This is a genomic window from uncultured Gimesia sp., assembly GCF_937910335.1.
Classification (GTDB): domain Bacteria; phylum Planctomycetota; class Planctomycetia; order Planctomycetales; family Planctomycetaceae; genus Gimesia.
On the sequence record NZ_CALEMX010000493.1, the window covers coordinates 1 to 18,060 of the forward strand.

13 protein-coding genes are annotated in these 18,060 nt (G+C 46.3%); 7 read left to right on the plus strand and 6 right to left on the minus strand.

What is annotated here, in order from left to right:
• Both Q0668_RS20115 and Q0668_RS20120 read left to right on the plus strand, forming a co-directional pair.
• Window positions 1-1,141, plus strand: a 1,141-nt coding sequence (locus tag Q0668_RS20115) for an amidohydrolase family protein (RefSeq protein WP_298867938.1), incomplete at its 5' end; no start/stop codon positions are given.
• 371 nt (window positions 1,142-1,512) lie between these two features.
• On the plus strand, window positions 1,513-3,006 hold the full coding sequence (locus tag Q0668_RS20120) for a protein kinase (RefSeq protein ID WP_298867941.1): 1,494 nt from the start codon (window positions 1,513-1,515) through the stop codon (window positions 3,004-3,006).
• Between the two features lie 60 nt (window positions 3,007-3,066).
• On the opposite strand, the gene Q0668_RS20125 is transcribed toward Q0668_RS20120, so the two are convergent.
• Window positions 3,067-4,083: a MoxR family ATPase gene (locus Q0668_RS20125; protein WP_298867943.1), complete on the minus strand. Its 1,017-nt coding sequence runs from the start codon at window positions 4,081-4,083 to the stop codon at window positions 3,067-3,069.
• Between the two features lie 364 nt (window positions 4,084-4,447).
• Here Q0668_RS20125 and Q0668_RS20130 point away from each other — a divergent pair, with 364 nt between their 5' ends.
• The gene (locus Q0668_RS20130; protein WP_298867945.1) at window positions 4,448-6,907 is read left to right on the plus strand and encodes a DUF4159 domain-containing protein; all 2,460 of its coding nucleotides are present in this window, start codon (window positions 4,448-4,450) and stop codon (window positions 6,905-6,907) included.
• 49 nt (window positions 6,908-6,956) lie between these two features.
• Window positions 6,957-7,358 carry a hypothetical protein gene (locus Q0668_RS20135; protein ID WP_298867947.1) on the plus strand — a complete coding sequence of 134 codons (402 nt, stop codon included), beginning with the start codon at window positions 6,957-6,959 and terminating at the stop codon, window positions 7,356-7,358.
• Between the two features lie 8 nt (window positions 7,359-7,366).
• Here Q0668_RS20135 and Q0668_RS20140 read toward each other — a convergent pair whose 3' ends face one another.
• The 3 genes from Q0668_RS20140 to Q0668_RS20150 form a co-directional block, all read right to left on the minus strand.
• A complete protein-coding gene (locus tag Q0668_RS20140; protein ID WP_298867949.1) occupies window positions 7,367-8,182 on the minus strand; it encodes a dolichyl-phosphate beta-glucosyltransferase in 816 nt (271 codons plus the stop codon).
• Window positions 8,183-8,366: 184 nt separating this feature from the next.
• Window positions 8,367-10,139, minus strand: a complete 1,773-nt coding sequence (locus Q0668_RS20145) for a PQQ-binding-like beta-propeller repeat protein (protein WP_298867951.1) — start codon at window positions 10,137-10,139, stop codon at window positions 8,367-8,369.
• Window positions 10,139-12,376 carry a PQQ-binding-like beta-propeller repeat protein gene (locus tag Q0668_RS20150; protein WP_298867952.1) on the minus strand — a complete coding sequence of 746 codons (2,238 nt, stop codon included), beginning with the start codon at window positions 12,374-12,376 and terminating at the stop codon, window positions 10,139-10,141. The genes Q0668_RS20145 and Q0668_RS20150 overlap by 1 nt, the downstream gene beginning before the upstream one ends.
• 288 nt (window positions 12,377-12,664) lie before the next feature.
• Between Q0668_RS20150 and hemB the strand changes: the two genes are divergently transcribed.
• The 3 genes from hemB (at window position 12,665) to argF (ending at window position 16,143) form a co-directional block, all read left to right on the plus strand.
• Complete coding sequence (gene hemB, locus Q0668_RS20155; RefSeq protein WP_298867954.1) at window positions 12,665-13,651, plus strand: porphobilinogen synthase; 987 nt, start codon at window positions 12,665-12,667, stop codon at window positions 13,649-13,651.
• 234 nt (window positions 13,652-13,885) lie between these two features.
• Window positions 13,886-15,109, plus strand: coding sequence for an aspartate aminotransferase family protein (locus Q0668_RS20160; protein WP_366918969.1), 1,224 nt, complete (start codon window positions 13,886-13,888; stop codon window positions 15,107-15,109).
• Between the two features lie 116 nt (window positions 15,110-15,225).
• On the plus strand, window positions 15,226-16,143 hold the full coding sequence (gene argF, locus Q0668_RS20165) for an ornithine carbamoyltransferase (protein ID WP_298867958.1): 918 nt from the start codon (window positions 15,226-15,228) through the stop codon (window positions 16,141-16,143).
• A gap of 85 nt (window positions 16,144-16,228) precedes the next feature.
• On the opposite strand, the gene Q0668_RS20170 is transcribed toward argF, so the two are convergent.
• Window positions 16,229-17,698 carry a putative sulfate exporter family transporter gene (locus Q0668_RS20170; RefSeq protein WP_298867959.1) on the minus strand — a complete coding sequence of 490 codons (1,470 nt, stop codon included), beginning with the start codon at window positions 17,696-17,698 and terminating at the stop codon, window positions 16,229-16,231.
• Between the two features lie 173 nt (window positions 17,699-17,871).
• Window positions 17,872-18,060: hypothetical protein (locus Q0668_RS20175; RefSeq protein WP_298867960.1), on the minus strand; the 189-nt coding region annotated here is incomplete at its 5' end.

Here is an 18,060-nt window from a genome sequence, read left to right on the forward strand (position 1 = left end):
TACAGACGAAGCAGTCAGTATCAAGATCAAAGAAGATAAAATTGCTTCTATAGAAGTGTTGCCTGATTCTGAAGCAGATGGTCTCCCCTTTATTGCCCCGGCAATGTTTGACCTGCAGATCAATGGTCACGGAGGCATCTGGTTTAATAAACAGGGTCTTACGGTTGAAGAAGTCTGCCAAGTAGTAGAAAAGCATTATCAGTATGGCATTACGAGACTATGTCCAACTTTGATTACCAGTTCGTATGAAACGTATGTTAGTGGTTTTACCGCGATTCGAGCAGCTTGTGAAGCATTTGACTGGGTGGATCAAATGGTTCCCGGCTGTCATCTGGAGGGGCCCTTTATTTCTCCGATACAAGGCCCTCGTGGCGCGCATCCTTTGGATCAGGTGCGTGCGGCTGACTGGGATGAGTTTTCCAGATTGCAGGAGATTTCGGGAAATCGGATCCGTTTGATTACGTTGGCTCCCGAAGTGGATGGTGCGATTCCCTTTATTAAAAAAGCGGTTGCTTCGGGCGTTATCGTCTCTATTGGTCATACCGCAGCCGAGCCTGAGCAGATTTTAGAAGCGGTTGACGCAGGGGCACGGTTAAGTACGCATCTCGGAAATGGGGCACATGGGACATTGCGTCGGCATCCCAATTATATCTGGGAACAACTGGGAGAACCTCGTTTGATGGCCAGTATTATTACTGATGGTCACCATCTTCCAGCCAGCGTTGTTAGAACGATTATTAAAACTAAAGGTGTAGAGAATACGATTATCACCTGCGATGCCTCCGGATTGGCGGGTTCCCCTCCCGGTATTTATGAGCAGGGTTCGGTCAAAATGGAGGTTCTTGAGGATGGTCCGATCGTCATTGCCGGTCAACGTCAATTGCTTGCCGGTTCAGGCCTGGAGACAGATAGCTGCATGACAACGGCCATCGATATGGCAGGAATTACACTACAGGAATCACTGGATATGGCGGGATTGAATCCTGCGCGATTATTGGGCTTCGAGCAGATCAGGCTCGAAGTAGGTTCAAAGGCCGATCTCATTTTGTTCCATTATGAAGGGGCCGGTTCGCGGATGAATCTTCAAACAACATTAGCATGTGGAACCGTGAAATTTGGAACGTTGCTGGTCAATTCCTGAATCTGTTCTGGTTGAACAAATTCTCCTCTCGACTTGCGGAAAAAATAAAAAATATTTTTCTGCTCGCGTGTTCACTGATTCCATTTCGTCTATTCTGATGCTATAATTCCTCAGGATTCTTCCGAATACGAATAATTCAAGGGGAGAATTTTGTATCTATTTTAGGGCCCTCGTTTTATTATATTTTTTTGGCTCTTAGTAAGTATTGAGATGACACACGGCTATTAGATTTTTGCGTAAGTATTTCATTTTTTTAATAATTTCGAAACTGAGCAGAGAAATATCGCCAGATTTTGCTGGTTCTGTTTCTATGAGTCTTACTACAAGTCTATTTTAGAGCCCCATGTGCATCTGCAGATCATGGATCGCGAATGATTTTTTTTAATAAGAAGTCACCGAAGAAAAAGCTGAGCGAACAGATAGTTGAATTACAACTGGTTTCGCAACAAGAAATGGATTCCTGCCTGCATGAGCTCCAGGATCTTTCCAGCAATGATAAGAAATTGCTTCGGCTGTTAGAGCGTAAAAATCTGATCACATCATTTCAGGCCGGTCGTTTAAAAAATAACGAACTCGAAGGTCTGGTACTCGGCGGTAACAAGCTGATGTATCAAAACGCCTCTGGAAGTTTTGCGCGTGTCTATCGTGCTGCTTCTCTGGCTGACGGTCGTATGCTGGGTATCAAAGTTCTCAGACAGCGATGGGCTCAGGATCCGGAATCGGTCAAGATGTTTCATCGGGAAGCAGAAGTCTGTAAGCAATTTCGACATAAAAACATCGTCCCGATTTTCGATGTGGGTGTTGAGGATAATATTCATTACTTCACAATGGATTTTGTGGAAGGTGGAAATCTGCGTGATTTTATTACGATCCGCAAAAAATTATCTCCCCTGGAATCGATCAACTACACGATCGATATTTGTGAAGGTCTGAAATATGCCAACGGGCTGGGATATACGCACCGTGATATGAAACCAACGAATGTGTTGATGTCGATTCAGGGTGTGGCGAAATTGATAGACTTCGGATTGGCAGGAGAAGACGACGCGAAAGGAGCCGGCGAAGCACATCAACGGGCTGTTGAGTATGGTACCCTGGAGAAATCAACGGGCGCATCACGGAACGATCCGCGGAGTGATCTCTATTTCGTCGGGACGATTTTTTACGAGTTACTTAGTGGGAAACCACCTTTTCCGCGCACCAAAGACATTGAAGAGCGAAAAAAACCTTCACGATATTCACAAATTCCCTCGATCACATCATTGGAGCCCGATTTACCTGATTCCGTTGTGGATATCGTGGAAAAGTTGATGGCCTATCAACCGAGCCAACGTTATCAATCGGCGGCAGAAGTGATTCAGGATCTGATCAAAGTGCGTGATCAACTTGATACTTCCGAATCAAATGGGAGTCCCTCTATAACACCCGATTCATCAATTTCTTCCGGCCAGGAAATAAAGATTGCGATTGCATCTCCGACGGTATTATGCATTGAAAATCGGTCCAAGCATCAGAATGTCCTGCGGGATTACCTGACAAAACATGGTTACCGTGTCTTGATTTTAAGTGACGTCGAACGGGCATTGAATCGCATTAAAGAGAATCCCCCCGATTGTGTCGTCTTTATGGAAGACTCCATTGGTCCAGGAGCCATCGAAGCGTTTCATAAAGCATTGCAGATGGATTCTGATCTGTCTGCAGTACTCGTGCTTTCCGAAAAGAATGCAAAGGCTAAAAAATTATTGAAGAAAACAGATCGCAGCCGCATTCTCGTTCAACCGATCAAGATTCGGAATTTACGATCAAAAATTCAGAAAGTCTTGCAGCACCAGCTCAATGATTCTGCAGAATTAACCGCTTATTGAACTGTGGATGTCATTTCCCGCTCTGAATTGATACAGCCTGACGAAATTTTGCTGTGGCGCTCATTCATATTTGGGGATATTCGGCTCAGGGATTTCTTCGATCAGTCGTGCAATAATATCTTCGGTGACCAGTCCTTCAGCTTGCGCTTGAAAGTTTGTTGAAATACGGTGTCTGAGCACCGGAACTGCCACGCGTCGGATATCACTCAGAGAAACACTGGCACGTCCTGCCATCGCTGCAATCGCTTTACCACCTGCGATTAAATATTGCCCTGCACGTGGACCGGCTCCCCAGTCGACCATTTGTTTGATAAAGGGCAGTGCAGATCCATCAGAAGGACGCGTTGCTCGTACCAGACGAGTGACATAGTTAATCGTCATCGGGCCGACTTCTATCATTTTAATCTGCCGTTGTAGATAAACTATGGATTTCGCCGACAGAACTTTTCGAATTTCCGGTTTCTCGCTGACGCTGGTTGAAGTCAGGATTTTTTCTTCTTCTTCCAGATTCGGGTATTCAACCTTGATATTGAACATAAACCGGTCCAGTTGCGCTTCAGGCAGGGGGTAGGTTCCTTCTTGTTCAATCGGATTTTGCGTAGCAATGACGAAAAAAGGGTCCGGTAAATCGTAAGTAGTCTGACCGACGGTTACCTGATGTTCCTGCATTGACTGTAAGAGAGCCGCCTGTGTTTTGGGAGGCGTTCGATTGATTTCATCTGCTAGCAAAATGTTTGTAAACACGGGTCCCTGTACGAATCGAAATGCACGTCGACCGGAATCCTCTTCTTCCAGAACATTAGTACCTGTGATATCAGAGGGCATCAGGTCAGGAGTAAACTGAATACGTTTGAACTCGCAATCAAGAAGGCGGGCAATTGTACTTACCAGTAAAGTTTTAGCCAGGCCGGGAACTCCTACTAGGAGGCAATGACCACCTGTGAAGATAGCAGCCATAATCTGCTCTATAACATCATCCTGCCCGATAATGACTTTATGCAATTCATCTACCATGACATCATGATGGCGGTTTAACTTTTCGAGAAAGTCGTCGAAATCACGTTTTTCGTTAGCCAATGTTTTTCCATTCTCTCAAGAATAAAGAAGTCAACAATAATGAAGTCAACTGGATTGTAGTTAGCGAGCCAGTATGATGCGGTCAATATCACCAGGTGTCTGTTCTGAATCGGGTGGAAATACTTTATCAGGAAACAATATTATAATCATCTTAAAAGCCAAGAGAAACAGAGACCCCTTACTTGCAGTTGTAAAACTGGTACAATGTTGAAAACAGCCAAAAAAGTAAAGAAATTACTAAAAACGCTGAAAAATTGGTAAGAATGGATATTTGATAAACTAGAATCATCTTCATATTAGATCTAGATTATATTGGCATTAGCTATTGTCTAAATGAATAGTCTCAGGATAGAAAGAAAATCCAATGAGTCAGTTTCATAATCGAGTAATGCATTTGGCACTGCACTGGATCTTGACGCTTGCGGTTAGCATTTCAATTTGTCTGCAATCTTGCGCAAGCGCGGCTGCACAGGAACTATCAGCAAAATCCGTTTCCGATTCGATCGAGCGGGGTCGGGAATTTCTATTGAAACAGCAGAAAGACAATGGTTCCTGGTCTGCCCCCTCTGCAAATTTCAATGTAGGTGTGAGCAGTCTGGCATTGATGGCCCTCGTCAATTGTGGAATGACAGCCGATGATGAACCGGTTCAGAGAGCACTGAAATATTTGCGCGCGCTTCGCGCTTCCGAACCAAAAGGGACCTATCAGGTCAGTCTTGTGATTATGGCACTGGCAGCTGCCAAGGATGGAAAACGGGATTTGACGTTAATCCAATCACTCGTCATTCGTCTGGAAAAAACTCAGGTAAAAACGGGGCCTAATGCAGGTGGCTGGGGTTATGGGGCTGGAATGCTGATTGGGGGAGGAGGTTCAGCAGATAGAAGTAACAGTCAATATGCAGTATTGGCTTTGAGGGATGCAGTCCATGCTGGAGTACCAGTCGATCTGAAAACATGGAAACTGATCAAGCAGTATTGGGGCACGCAGCAAAGTCCAGATGGAGGTTGGGGCTATGCATCGGGTGGAGGAAAAAGTAGAGGCAGTATGACGGTAGCTGGTATTGCCACGATGGTGATTGTGAATTCCATGCTGGGAGATGAGCTGGAAATCAATCCGGATGGTACTCCTAATTGTTGCGTAAAAAAAGAATCCGATGAATCGATAGAACGTGCTGTGCGCTGGATGGCCAATCATTTTTCTGTTGGCAGTAACCCCGGTGTCGGTAACTGGCTGCTCTATTATCTGTATGGACTCGAGCGAGCGGGCCGACTGAGTGGAACGCGATTTTTCGGAAAACACGACTGGTACCGGGAAGGAGCCGCTTTTCTGATACAACGACAGTCAGCCAGGGATGGTTCCTGGAAGGGTACAGGACAAATTGAAGGCAATCCCATTTTGGGAACCAGTTTTGTTTTGTTGTTCCTTTCCAAAGGATTAGCACCAGTGTTGATTAATAAGCTAGAGTACAAAACGAATCAGCAGGCCGCCCCCAATCCAAAAGCAGTTCCCAATTGGAATCGACATCAAAATGATATCCTGAATTTAACAGATGCTTTATCGGGCCGACCAGATTGGCCAAAGCTGTTAACCTGGCAGACTGTTAATTTGGAACTGGCCATCCAGGCGGGCAATGTGCAGGTCCTCAGGCAGGCGCCGGTTCTCTATCTCAGTGGTCTGGAAAATCCTAATTTTGGTAAAAAAGAAATCGCCATGCTGAAGCAGTATGTGGAACAGGGGGGCTTTATTTTTGCTGTAGACAATTGCAATGGCGCCGGTTTTGATCGAGGATTTCGCGACTTGATAAAAAGTATGTATCCAGAGGGCGAAGCACAACTCAAAAGGCTAACAGCCGAGCATCCGGTTTTTCGCTGTGAATATTTACTGGATGCAGAAAGTGTCGAACTTTATGGAGTGGATGTCGGCTGCCGCACTTCCATCATTTACTGTCCTGATGATTTAGCTTGTTTGTGGGATAAATGGATGAAATTTCCCCCCAGAGAACGTTCGGCTAATGCCAATTCTATGATTACGCGTGCGGAGAGAGTGGGAACCAATGTTATTGCTTACGCTACCGGTCGCGAACCACCGAATAAACTAGATCAGGAGGAACTGTCCAATACGGGAGGCATGCAGGATCAGATTGAACGTGGTTTTTTACAGATCGCAAAAATTCGCCATAACGGTACCTGGGATGCAGCACCGAGGGCATTACGCAATTTATTAAAGGCCCTCAATCAGAAAGCGGGTATGATTGCTTCCACAAAATCAAAAAATTTGCCTGCCAGTGATCCGAATTTGATGAGATATCCATTGTTGTATATGCACGGCCGTAGCCAGTTCAGCTTCTCTAAAACAGAACAGGCCACATTGAAAAAAGCTCTTGAAAATGGTGCCGTCCTATTTGCAGATTCCTGTTGTGGTTCTCCTCCTTTTGATCGAAGCTTTCGACAAATGATTCGAGAAATGTTTCCCACAAAACAATTGAAGCGGATTCCCGTCAATCATCCACTGTTTTCAGAACAAACCGGTTATGATGTACGTAAAGTGAGACGCCGTCAGATGGAAGTCAATGATGTCAACCAACCTCTTAGAGCGAAAACGATTGTGGTTGAGCCACTGTTAGAGGGAATCGAAATCGATGGCCATCTTGCGGTGATCTACAGTAAGTACGATATCAGTTGTGCTTTGGAACAGCAGGCGTCGGTTGCCTGCTCAGGTTATATCCCACAGGATGCAGTCAATCTGGCGCTGAACATCGTACGCTATGCATTACTTCAGGATATTTCCTTCGAAGATCAAGTTGATGCAATCAAAGTCGATTAATTTTGAAACGAAAAGATCTGACGTCCGGTGTTGGAATAGAGGGAGAGTGATGAACGAACTGGAAGAGCACCATAAAAATATTACGAAAGGTGCCCGAATTGTAGGGGCCATTTTCGGATGTGTGTTTGTTTGCGTCGGTTTCCTGGTTCTCGGATTTTTATGGTCGCAGCCATTTGGTGGATTTGGTTCGCCTCCATTGTTCTTTCGACTGTTCGGGTCTTTGGTTGCCATTCCTTTTGTCGCCATTGGTGGCTTTACTGCTTATTCATCTATCATGGGTGTCGGTATTTCGAAATCAAATTTGATTACTTCATCGGCGATAAGCACAAAGCAAGGCTCATACACATGTCCCAAATGTAATGCACCGCTTTCAGATAATGTCGATGTCTCTCCTCACGGAGATGTAAAATGCGCGCACTGTGATAGTTGGTTCAATATTCATCATGAATAATTGGAGAACTAAGCAGCTTTGCGAATTGTTTCTGCCGCGGGAGCAGCAGGTAAGGTTGCAAAAGGTGCTTTGATCGATGGTCTGAGATAGTTCCAGTAAATGGAGCAAAGCTCAAAGAAGGCTTTAAGGAAATCGTGAGGTTTCACTTTAGAGCCCGCTACATCCATCCATTTCGTTAGCGGTAGTTCATAAACGGTCTCTTCAAGTGAAGGACATTGAAAGAACTTTTCCAGCTGCCGCGCGCGGGCCAGAAGTTCCACGTCGAAAATCCAGTTTGTCAAAAAAGGAGTAGCAAACAGAGTCTGACATTCCGGTGTCACTCGAAAGAGTTTGGCTCCACATTGTGAATCATAAATGGGAAGTTTCAATACCAAAGAAGCAGCGGTGGCAAAGATGCGGCCCAGATAATGGCGCAATTGCTGGCGTTCAATCTGCCTGCCTAATAATTTCACGCGTGCGCCGATGACCAAAGATAATTGAGGAGTCTGGTCGAGTTGTTTGGTGAATTCCGGAATCATATCCAAAGGTGTGGCCAGATCGGCATCCCAGAAACCGACATAATCAACGTTTGCTTGCATCGCGTGTTGCATGCCTTGTCTGACGGCTTCTGCTTTTCCCTGGTTATGGGAAAGGTGGAGTACATCGAATTTATTTGGATCGCTGGCTTTTAAATCATCTAGAATTAAAGCCGTCCGATCACTGCTGCCATCATTGACGAATAAAAAATGGTGGTTCTCATGCAAGATCGCATACTTGCGAAACTGGAGGACTTCTAAACGTTGCTCTTCATTGTAACAGGGAATGATGATGATCACGTTTGACATTGGTGAGTTGAAACCCCGGCTGATTTTAAAAACAGTATTCGTATGGTCGCACTGTTGGATTTTGAGACCGGGGTGTACCAGAAAAACGGTTTTATGTCAAAACCGGATTGCGAAGACATAAAAAAACAGAAGCCTGATTTTATCGGGCTTCTGTTTCTCAATTTAAAAAGGTCGTAACCTCTTGCTAATCAGTCACTTTAATCGAATAAAGCTGAGATCGATCAGAAACAAACATTTTGCCATTGGCAAAGGTCGGAGTGCTATAGATTGAAGAGTTGAACGTTTTTTCTTCCAGCAGTTTCTTTTCCTTGCCGGCTTGCAGAATTATCAACATTCCATCTTCGTTTCCAATAAACACCTTACCATCCACGACCATCGGGGAACCCCAGCAGGCTGCGAACATATCGTATTCCCAATATCGTTTCCCGGTAGCGAAATCCAGGCAGTGGATGAACCCGCTCAGGTCGGGAGCATATACCAGTCCATCAGCGACCGCTACGGTCGACATGGTTCGCCGGAATAACAACTCACCTTTCTTACCGGTGATTTTTCCATCAACGTCTTCTCCACCATAATGCCAGATCTGTCCTGAAGCGGGATTGGCTTTCCAGCCTTCTTTACCATCAGAAATCTGTGGACTGATGTCGCCAGTTTTGGTGGCATCGATGCGGTAAATATGACCCACTCCTTCACCATGTTCGGGGTCTTGTCCAACTCCCAGGATGACACTGTTATCATAAAAGACGGGTGTACTGATGATGGCATTACGTGTGCCACGGCCTCCGAGTTCCCATTTCGAATCTTTAGGGTTCAGGTCAAATTTCCAGATCAGTTTGGCGTTGCCATCTCCGTCCCCTTCAGGAGTGAAGGCATACAGCCATCCGTCACCGCCGGGGAAGTAAACCTGAGCCTTGCCATTCACTACGCCGATTGCAGGTGAAGACCATTGACCGTGTAGAATTTGGTCGAAGGGTGTATTATCTTCCCAAACGACTTCCCCCGTATTCTTATTGACGGCTAAAAAGCAGGGAGCTCGGGGAGCAGGGACTTCCAGGTGTGCTTCGTCAACTCCATTGGAAGTCAGCAGGAAGACGTAATCGCCGTGAACGACAGGTGAGCTGGTTGCCAGATTATGAGGAAACACGCCGAGGTCTTCGATCATGTCGAGCGACCAGATAATATCTGCGTCTTGTTTGTCAGTATCTTTTTCGTCTTTGAACGGGCCATCATTTTCATTGTCATAAAACCCGTCTGCATCCAGGCACATCAATTCACAGCGGTTTGTGACAACCCATAAGCGATCTCCTATCACGCAGGGAGCGGCACAGATTCCCTGTTCAGGCCAGTCGTTTACGCGGCCTTGAGGTAGTTTTTCACGCGAGAGTTGCCATTTAAAATCACCTGTCTTTTCATCAAAACAAAGGACAACGCCGAGATCGTCTTCATATTTCGGACGATATTTTCCGCCGTTATTGGTTCCCACATAGACCTGACCATTGGCAACAACGGGGTTACCATAAGTTTGTGAGCCAAGCTTGGAAACCCAGAGAACGTTTTCGCCTTTTTCGTCACCTTCACCGGGAGTGAAGTCGATCGAAACTCCTTTAGTTTTATTGACCATATTGCGTGAAGGATCACCACCCCACATTGGCCAGTCACCTGTGATGACTGATTTTTTGGTGACTGGGGCCTTTTTATCTGTTTTGGAAGTGGCCGGATTTCCGTCAGCATCCAAAACCGGTTCTGATTTTTTATCTTCTGGTTCTGAACCAGGAATGTTTACGCCCGCTTCACCTGTTGTAGAACCTGCTTCACCCAGAGGGGCAGAGCCTCCCAGGTCGGTGGGGGTATCAGTTGAGACAGATTCTTTTGTGGAACTGGAGTCACAGCCGGTTGCAATTAATGCAAAACAAGCAAGTGAGTTGAAAAGGGCAAATCGAAATAGAAACTTTTTCATTATTTATCCTCAGAGACAATGATGTTATCGATGTATGAATCCGCGAGACGGTAAAGATAAAGCCCTGGACTGCCCTTCATATTGGCATGTGGGTCTGAGGCTTCTATGGTCCACTCTTTTGGTTCCGTTTTTTTACGAGGCCAAACTTTGCCTTTTACAGTAGCATGGCCATCCTTGATATCGACTTTGAGTTTCAATGTATACCAGACATCTGGGTCGGAGCGAAATCGAACTTCCTTTGTCATTCTCTTATGTGGTGCCCAGCTTTGAATGGCCAGCTTACTGGAGTTCCCTTTGAGAATCAGGTTATAACGATTCACTGTGACACCCATGCTGGCCAGTTTTCGTTTTTGTTCTTTAAGAAAGACATCCGCCTGAACTGTGTATCCCTTAGGTGCCAACTGACTCATATCCGAAGGACCGAGCCAGATGGTTGCACTGGGGCGCCCCTTTCCAGGACTGGCTTTGAGTGCCGTCGTACCATCAACTTCATTGGGTTGTAACTTCAAAAACGCATTCACCCATGTTGGTGGGACCTGCTTGCCTTTAAATCCTTCGATATCATACTTCCAGGGAAGGGGTGGGAAGACACGAACTCGTGAGACGGCGGTCGCATCTCCGACTTTTACGGAAACGGTTCCCGCAGCCGGTGATTTCAAATCGGTAGGAGCCGTCAAACTGAGGCCAGCAACTTTGGCAGATTCGAGACCCTTGCCAGGAGTGATCTTGGCATCAACTTTCTTGATGAACTGACCATTCGCATCATAGGCCAGAACTTCATAGTCGATTTTTTCTCCTTGTGTCACAGCGACCTCAAAAGGAACTAACTGAATTGAAGCAATTTTTTCCTGCTTTGGTTTTTCAGCTTGCAAGGCGGGAACGGAACCACTGTCCGGTTTTTTGGCTGTATCACCAATGCAGATTGTTCTGTCACGGGTGACGAAATAAATACGACCATCGGCGATTGCTGGAGAAGCATAGATTTCATCGAGACCTTTATCCACACGTGCTTGCAGCTGTATGTGTGAGAGTTCTTCACATTTTTCACGGCTGGGCTTGAGAATATGAATATTTCCATTCACTTCCATGACATACAGCTTTCCATCCGCCCAGATCGGAGAACCTTTCCCGACTGTGCCGAGGTTGTGCGTCCAGAGTTCTTTTCCTGTTTTACTGTCGTAGGCATACATCCGACCGGTGTCAGCAACAACATACAGAATTCCATCTTTGACAAGCACACTGGAATAACCGGCTTTAATGCCATCGACTCGCCAGACACTGCCTGTTTTTGTGATATCTCCACGTTTTGATCCATCAATACATTGAACTCTACCAAAGTCGACCGTATCGATATTGTCTTCTCCGTGAGTAATATAAACCAATTTTCCATCAGCGACGGGTGAGCAATTCAGTCCGCGTTTGGACATATTGAAGCCCCAGAGTTTTTCCCCGGTTCTAGCGTTCATGGCATAGCAGCCCCCATCACTGTTGCCGGCAATCATCATGCGTACGCCATCGATGACGGTCACAATGGGCACAGAAAAGTTTGTGTCGAAAGGCTTACCACCTGGGGCAGCGGTCCAAAGCAGTTTTCCGGTTTTCTTGTCGAACGCATAGTAAGTCTGTCTTGGAGGAGGAACAGCAGTCTTGCCCCAGTTGAGTTGTAGAAAACTGACAATCACACGGTTTTCATCAACAATGGGCGTTTGTGTTCGACCACCATAGCCGGAGATTTTTCCAAAGTCTTCCGCCAGCGAAGTTTCCCAGAGCACTTTGCCTTTGGGGGAGTAACATCGAAACAGACCACTGACAGAGTGAACGAAAACGTTACCAGTTTCCGGATCGCCAGCCATACTGGCCCAGCCAACACGAGGTGAAGGGATGTCGGTTTGAAAGACATTGAATTCGTCTTTCCAGAGTTCTTCACCTGTTTTGGCGTCCCAGCAGACGACCTGTTCTCTGGCGTTGATTTTATCTTTCGGATCATTGACATCATGGTGTGTTCTGCAATTTAGAAAGACACGACCGTTTAAAATGATCGGAGCAGACCGCCCGCCAATATCTGATTTCCAGATGACATTTTTGCCGTCCAGCGACCATGTATCGACTAAATTGGTTTCACGGGAGATGCCATTATGCTCTGGACCGCGCCAGTGTGCCCAATCGGCTGCTGTGGCAAGAGTGGCGGTGAAAAACAGCATAACGGAGCCAACAAGCACCATGTTCATTCTTCGCATAGAAGATCCTCACTGTTCATTTATGAATTGTGGTATCACTGATGAAGGACTGCAAACCCTTGTATAGGCTTACGATCTCAGCTCTTAAGGTGGGAGGGTTCATCCCTTACCTATAATACAGTATTGAACTTGTCTGGCTATTGCAATGGTCTCATCTGATCTCTCAACCAGATTTAAAAAGTGGTATAATCCTTTATAATTAAGTTGATTTCGATCATAATCAAGGGTTTGGCACTTCTCCTATATACGTATCTCAGTGCAAATTGATTGACAAGGGTTTATTTTTTAATGTTTCCGCAAGTAAGAATGCGACGAAATCGTCGTACAGACTGGTCTAGACGGTTGGTTTCTGAAAATCAGTTATCGGTAAATGACTTGATCTGGCCTGTATTTATACAGGAAGGCTCGAACCAGAAAACAGAAATTCCGTCCATGCCGGGCGTACAGCGATTCACCATCGATCATTTACTCGAAGCCGCCAGGGAAGCCGCTGAACTGAAAATTCCTGTACTGGCTCTATTTCCAGCGACTGATCCTGCAAAGAAGACCGAAGGTGGTGAGGAAGCGTTTAACCCGGAAAATCTGGTATGCCGTGCCGTTCATGCATTAAAAGCAGAAAATTTGAATCTGGGAATTCTTTGCGATGTCGCTTTGGATCCTTATACCAGTCATGGTCAGGACGGTCTGGTCAAAGATGGTTATGTTGTGAACGATGAAACCATTGAAGTGCTCTGTCGGCAAGCGGTGACTCAGGCAGAAGCAGGCTGTGATATTATCGCGCCTTCGGACATGATGGATGGTCGCATCGGTGCGATTCGGGAAGCCCTGGATGAAGCCGGTTTTCAGCATGTACAAATTATGGCGTATGCCGCCAAATATGCCTCTGCCTTCTATGGTCCATTCCGGGATGCCGTTGGTTCAGGGGCCAATCTGGGAACTGGAGATAAACGGACTTATCAAATGGACCCCGCTAACAGCGAAGAGGCCATGCGCGAAGTCGGGCTGGATATCAGCGAAGGAGCTGACATGGTGATGGTCAAACCGGGAATGCCTTATCTGGATATTGTACGTCGTGTCAAAACGGAATTTGAAATTCCCACGTTTGCCTATCAGGTGAGTGGCGAATATGCCATGATTTCTGCAGCAGCCCAGAATGGGTGGCTAGATCGGGAACGCTGTATCATGGAGAGCCTGCTCTGCTTCAAAAGGGCAGGCGCGGATGGTATTTTAACCTATTTTGCCAGAGAAGTTGCCCAACTTCTACAGTCGGAATAAATGAATATTTGGTGAGGAATGGGAATCTTGTAATTAGAATGATGCGAATTGGCGACTGTTTTGCTACAATACCCGGCTTGTTTTTGATGAAATTTCGCTGATTTCAAATCGTCTGAACAAACGCAGCCTTTACGTGTTTTAAATAAGCTGGCTCATTTTTCCGAACTTCTATTGGAGAAAATGTGTCACTTTTCTTTTCCAGATTACCGATAGTTTGAATTTACTAATTCTTAAATGAGTCGAGGTGTACCAGTGCAATTAACGGGAAATGCCAGCAGTCAGGAAACGATTGCTCTATTCGATAAATATGTCATTCCCAATTATGGTCGGTATCCGATCAGCCTGGTGCGCGGCGAAGGCAGTTACGTCTGGGACGCCGAAGGGAAACGCTATCTCGATCTGTTTCCCGGCTGGGGCTGTAATATACTCGGCTATTCTCCTGAACCGGTCGTCGCCGCTATTCAGGACCAGGTCTCACGACTGATTCACGTTCCCAACACGTGGTACACTGAAGCCCAGGGCAGGTTTGCAGAATTTCTTTGCACGCGAAGTTTCGGAAAAGCTTTTTTCTGCAACAGTGGTGCCGAAGCTGTAGAGGGTGCTATTAAACTGGCTCGGCTGCACTTCGATGGGAAACGTCCCAAAATTATTACCTGCGAAAATGGTTTCCACGGCCGAACATTTGCGGCGGTGACAGCAACAGCACAACCGAAGTATCATGCCGGACTGGGGCCTTTAGTCGCCGGTTTTCGTTATGCCCCTTATAATGACCTGCAAGCGATTGCCGATCTGGTCGATGATGAAACTTGCGCCATTATGGTAGAGCCGATTCAGGGCGAAGGTGGCGTGAATATTCCGGATCAGGGATATCTCGCCGGTTTAAGGCAACTGGCGGATGAGGCCAACTGTCTGCTGATTTTTGATGAAGTACAAACGGGTATGGGACGAACCGGTACTTGGTTCGGTTATCAGCAGTGGGATGTTCAACCCGATATTATGACGATGGCCAAAGGCATCGCCGCGGGAGTGGCAGCCGGTGCGGTCATAGCCACTGAAGCAGTCGCCCCCAGTTTAAGACCTGGAATGCATGCCAGTACCTTTGGTGGAAATCCCCTCGCGATGGTAGCGGGACTGGCCACCGGTCAGATGATTGAAGAACAAAATCTGCTCGAAAACTGTCAAACCATGTCAAATCAGTTTCAGCAGTTCTTTGAACAACTGCAAGCAGAATTACCAATCATTCGAGAAGTGCGTGTTCGCGGCATGATGGTGGGAGTTGATTTGAATATCCCCTCCGGTCCTGCCGTCGGAAAATGTATGGATCGCGGACTGCTCATCAATTCCACGCATGATACGGTCGTACGCTTACTGCCTCCTTTGAATGTGACGTCGGAACAAGTTGAAGAAGGTTGCGAACTCATTGCAACCGTACTTCGTGAAATGGCGGAGGAAGATTAGCGCCGACAGCGTTTTTTGGTGAAACAATTTGATCTATTCACATATTCCTGTTCGAATCTTAATGAAGAATCGAACAGGAATTACTGTTTTTAACAAGACATTGATTGAGATATCGCATGAGACATTTAGTAACTTTAAACGATTTGCAATCGTCAGAAATAATCGAAATATTTGCCCTGGTTCAGGAACTGAAGGACAAGCGAAAAGCAGGAGAACGACCTCAGTTATTGCAGGGACGGACTATGACTCAGGTGTTTGAAAAACCTTCACTAAGAACGCGGCTCAGTTTTGAATCAGCGATGTGTGAACTGGGTGGGGGGGCCAGTTTCTTCACGTGTAAAGAAGCGGGTTTGGATGGACGTGAGTCGGTAGAAGATGTGGCGCGGGTCATCGGCAGATATTCCGATGTTGTGACGCTGAGAACGTTCTCTCACGAACTCATAAAGCAGTTCGCTCAAAATTCATCGGCATCTGTCATCAACGCGCTTTCCGATTTGAGTCATCCCTGTCAGGCACTCACTGACCTGTTCACAATTCAGGAAGTCGCCGGCGATTTAGCTCAGCAGAAACTGGTTTATGTCGGCGATGGTAACAATGTCGCGTATTCGCTTGCTAATTGCTGTGCGAAACTGGGAGTGCCTTTTGTCGTTTCCTCTCCGGATGGATTTGAATTATCTCCGAATTTTGTGAAGTCATTACAGGAAAACCAAACTGGCTCGACATTGGAAGTGGAGACAGACCCTCAGAAAGCAGTCGCGGGAGCTACTGTTATCTACACGGACGTCTGGGCCAGCATGGGACAGGAATCTGAAACCGAAAGACGCAAAAAGATTTTCGCCGATTATCAGGTGAACTCAAGTCTGATGTCTGCCACCGCGAAGAACTGTCAATTCATGCATTGCCTGCCAGCAAAACGCGGTCTGGAAGTGACCGATGAAGTACTCGACAGTCAACAGAGCATTGTCTTTCAGCAGGCAGAAAACCGAAAGCATTTAGCAAAAGGTCTCTTGGTCTGGTTACTGCAACAACAATAATAATACGGTCTGACTTCTTCTCGCTGCAGAGGAAAGTCAGGTACGTACCAGCTGCATGAATCATTGGATGAGTCTTCAGCGATGCTTATTTATTGAATACTTCGTTGATGACGTCTTTATAAAAGACCGAGAACATCAGCCAGGCCATTAGCAGAGTCAGAATCAGATTCAGCGACTGACCGCACACATAGAGGATCAATGGTTTACCCCCTTTGAGGAATTTTGTCAGCGCGCGGAAGTTAGTTTCCAATCCGATACTGATAAATGCCAGACAGAAGAACCAGCCTCGAAATACCTTGGAAGATTCTTTCACCATTGTCGGAACAATAATTTCTCCGCCTTGCATAGAAACATAGAGCAGAGAGAAAACAGATGATGCAAGCACAAACCCCAATACGAATTTGGGAAATCGATACCAGATTTCCCAGGCATCTGGTTTGACTTGAGATTCTTTCCCTTCCACACAAGTCACCCAATACACGGCTACGCCGAATGCGGTGACACCAATCAAAATATTTTGAATCATCTTGATGGTAATCGCGATTTGTTCGGCTTGTTCGCCCAGAATCGCTCCCGAGGCAGCAACAGCGCCGGTCGAGTCTATCGTCCCACCCATCCAGGCACCCCCCAGTATAGGTCCTATGCCCAGCGCTTTGATAACGATGGGCATCAAAATCATCATGATGACCGTGAAACTTAACGAGAGCCCAATCGCAAACGAAAGCTCTTCCTTTTTCGCTTTACAAGACGCTGCCGTAGCAATTGCCGCCGAAACTCCGCACACGGACATGTCAGCCGAGATCACCATATTGAGTGATTTTGATTCTATTTTGAGGATCTTCTGACCAAAAATATAAGTGCTGATCAGCACAATCGGCGTCACAATCCAGGCAACACAAATTCCTGGTACCCCCAATATCAACAAGCGACTGAATAAGACACTGGCACCCATAATGACCAGCCCGGTTTTGATATATAGCTCTGTTTTCAGAGCAGGCTTCATCCACATTGGGGTACCAATTGTGTTGCTGATCACCAAGCCTATCATCAGCGCCCAGAGTGCATATTCCAGATTGTACCTTTTGGCAACGACCTGTCCGGTGAGGACATAAGCCAGTGTCGCCAGCAAAAATACTCCTAGAAAACCTGTCGCAAACTTTGAAACAGAATGTCCCATTGCTTTGATACCAATTGAGAAAGCGCACAGGCTGATCAGGAACACAACACACATTGGAATCAGTAGGCTGCTTTTTTCGGGGGGAAACAGAGAAGACAGCGGATTTGATTTCCAGGAACTCGGTTTGGCCAACCAGGATTTGAGTGGGCTGTGTACTTTTAGCTTTTCACCCGTTGCCTCTGCTTCCTGCAGTTGCTCAGAAAAGTTTTCAGGCAAACCGACATAGAACACCAGAAAACAAATCAGCAGAATTCCCCCACCAATCCAGACGGCCCACCAGTCTTCACTGGTTTTCATCTCGGACCAGGTTGAACGCCTGGGTTCCGCGACAACAATCTCACTCGACTCTGATTCGGGAGTAGACGCGTTTTCTGGCATAATTCTTCTCGGAGCAAAGAGACATTGGTGAGTTCACTTTGAAGTTAAGAATCATACCTTACTAAAAAAGAGAGCCATCGAAAAGCGTGAGACCACTACTTGCTTCGAGATTCCGGGCGCAATAAGCCTGCGTAGAAAAAGAGAGTACTCGCTGCATGTTTCTGTATGCAACGCTACTGAGGAGTTGCTTTTAAAATAATTGCCTGCTTGGCTGGCTTTTCTGCCGTGGAAGTATCTACTGCTTCCTCGAGTGCATTCAGCAATGTCGATTGCGAGTACAGATCGCGAATGATAATTGGCTCTTCAAGTTGATTCGCGGGATAGATCACGGTCAACGGAATGCTAATACTATTAAACTCATC

Coding starts and splice junctions, on each gene's coding strand:
- hemB (WP_298867954.1), top strand. CDS start 12,665: ATGTTTCCGCAAGTAAGAATGCGACGAAATCGTCGTACAGACTGGTCT.
- Q0668_RS20150 (WP_298867952.1), bottom strand. CDS start 12,376: ATGCGAAGAATGAACATGGTGCTTGTTGGCTCCGTTATGCTGTTTTTC.
- Q0668_RS20145 (WP_298867951.1), bottom strand. CDS start 10,139: ATGAAAAAGTTTCTATTTCGATTTGCCCTTTTCAACTCACTTGCTTGT.
- argF (WP_298867958.1), top strand. CDS start 15,226: ATGAGACATTTAGTAACTTTAAACGATTTGCAATCGTCAGAAATAATC.
- Q0668_RS20120 (WP_298867941.1), top strand. CDS start 1,513: ATGATTTTTTTTAATAAGAAGTCACCGAAGAAAAAGCTGAGCGAACAG.
- Q0668_RS20160 (WP_366918969.1), top strand. CDS start 13,886: ATGAGTCGAGGTGTACCAGTGCAATTAACGGGAAATGCCAGCAGTCAG.
- Q0668_RS20140 (WP_298867949.1), bottom strand. CDS start 8,182: ATGTCAAACGTGATCATCATCATTCCCTGTTACAATGAAGAGCAACGT.
- Q0668_RS20130 (WP_298867945.1), top strand. CDS start 4,448: ATGAGTCAGTTTCATAATCGAGTAATGCATTTGGCACTGCACTGGATC.
- Q0668_RS20170 (WP_298867959.1), bottom strand. CDS start 17,698: ATGCCAGAAAACGCGTCTACTCCCGAATCAGAGTCGAGTGAGATTGTT.
- Q0668_RS20135 (WP_298867947.1), top strand. CDS start 6,957: ATGAACGAACTGGAAGAGCACCATAAAAATATTACGAAAGGTGCCCGA.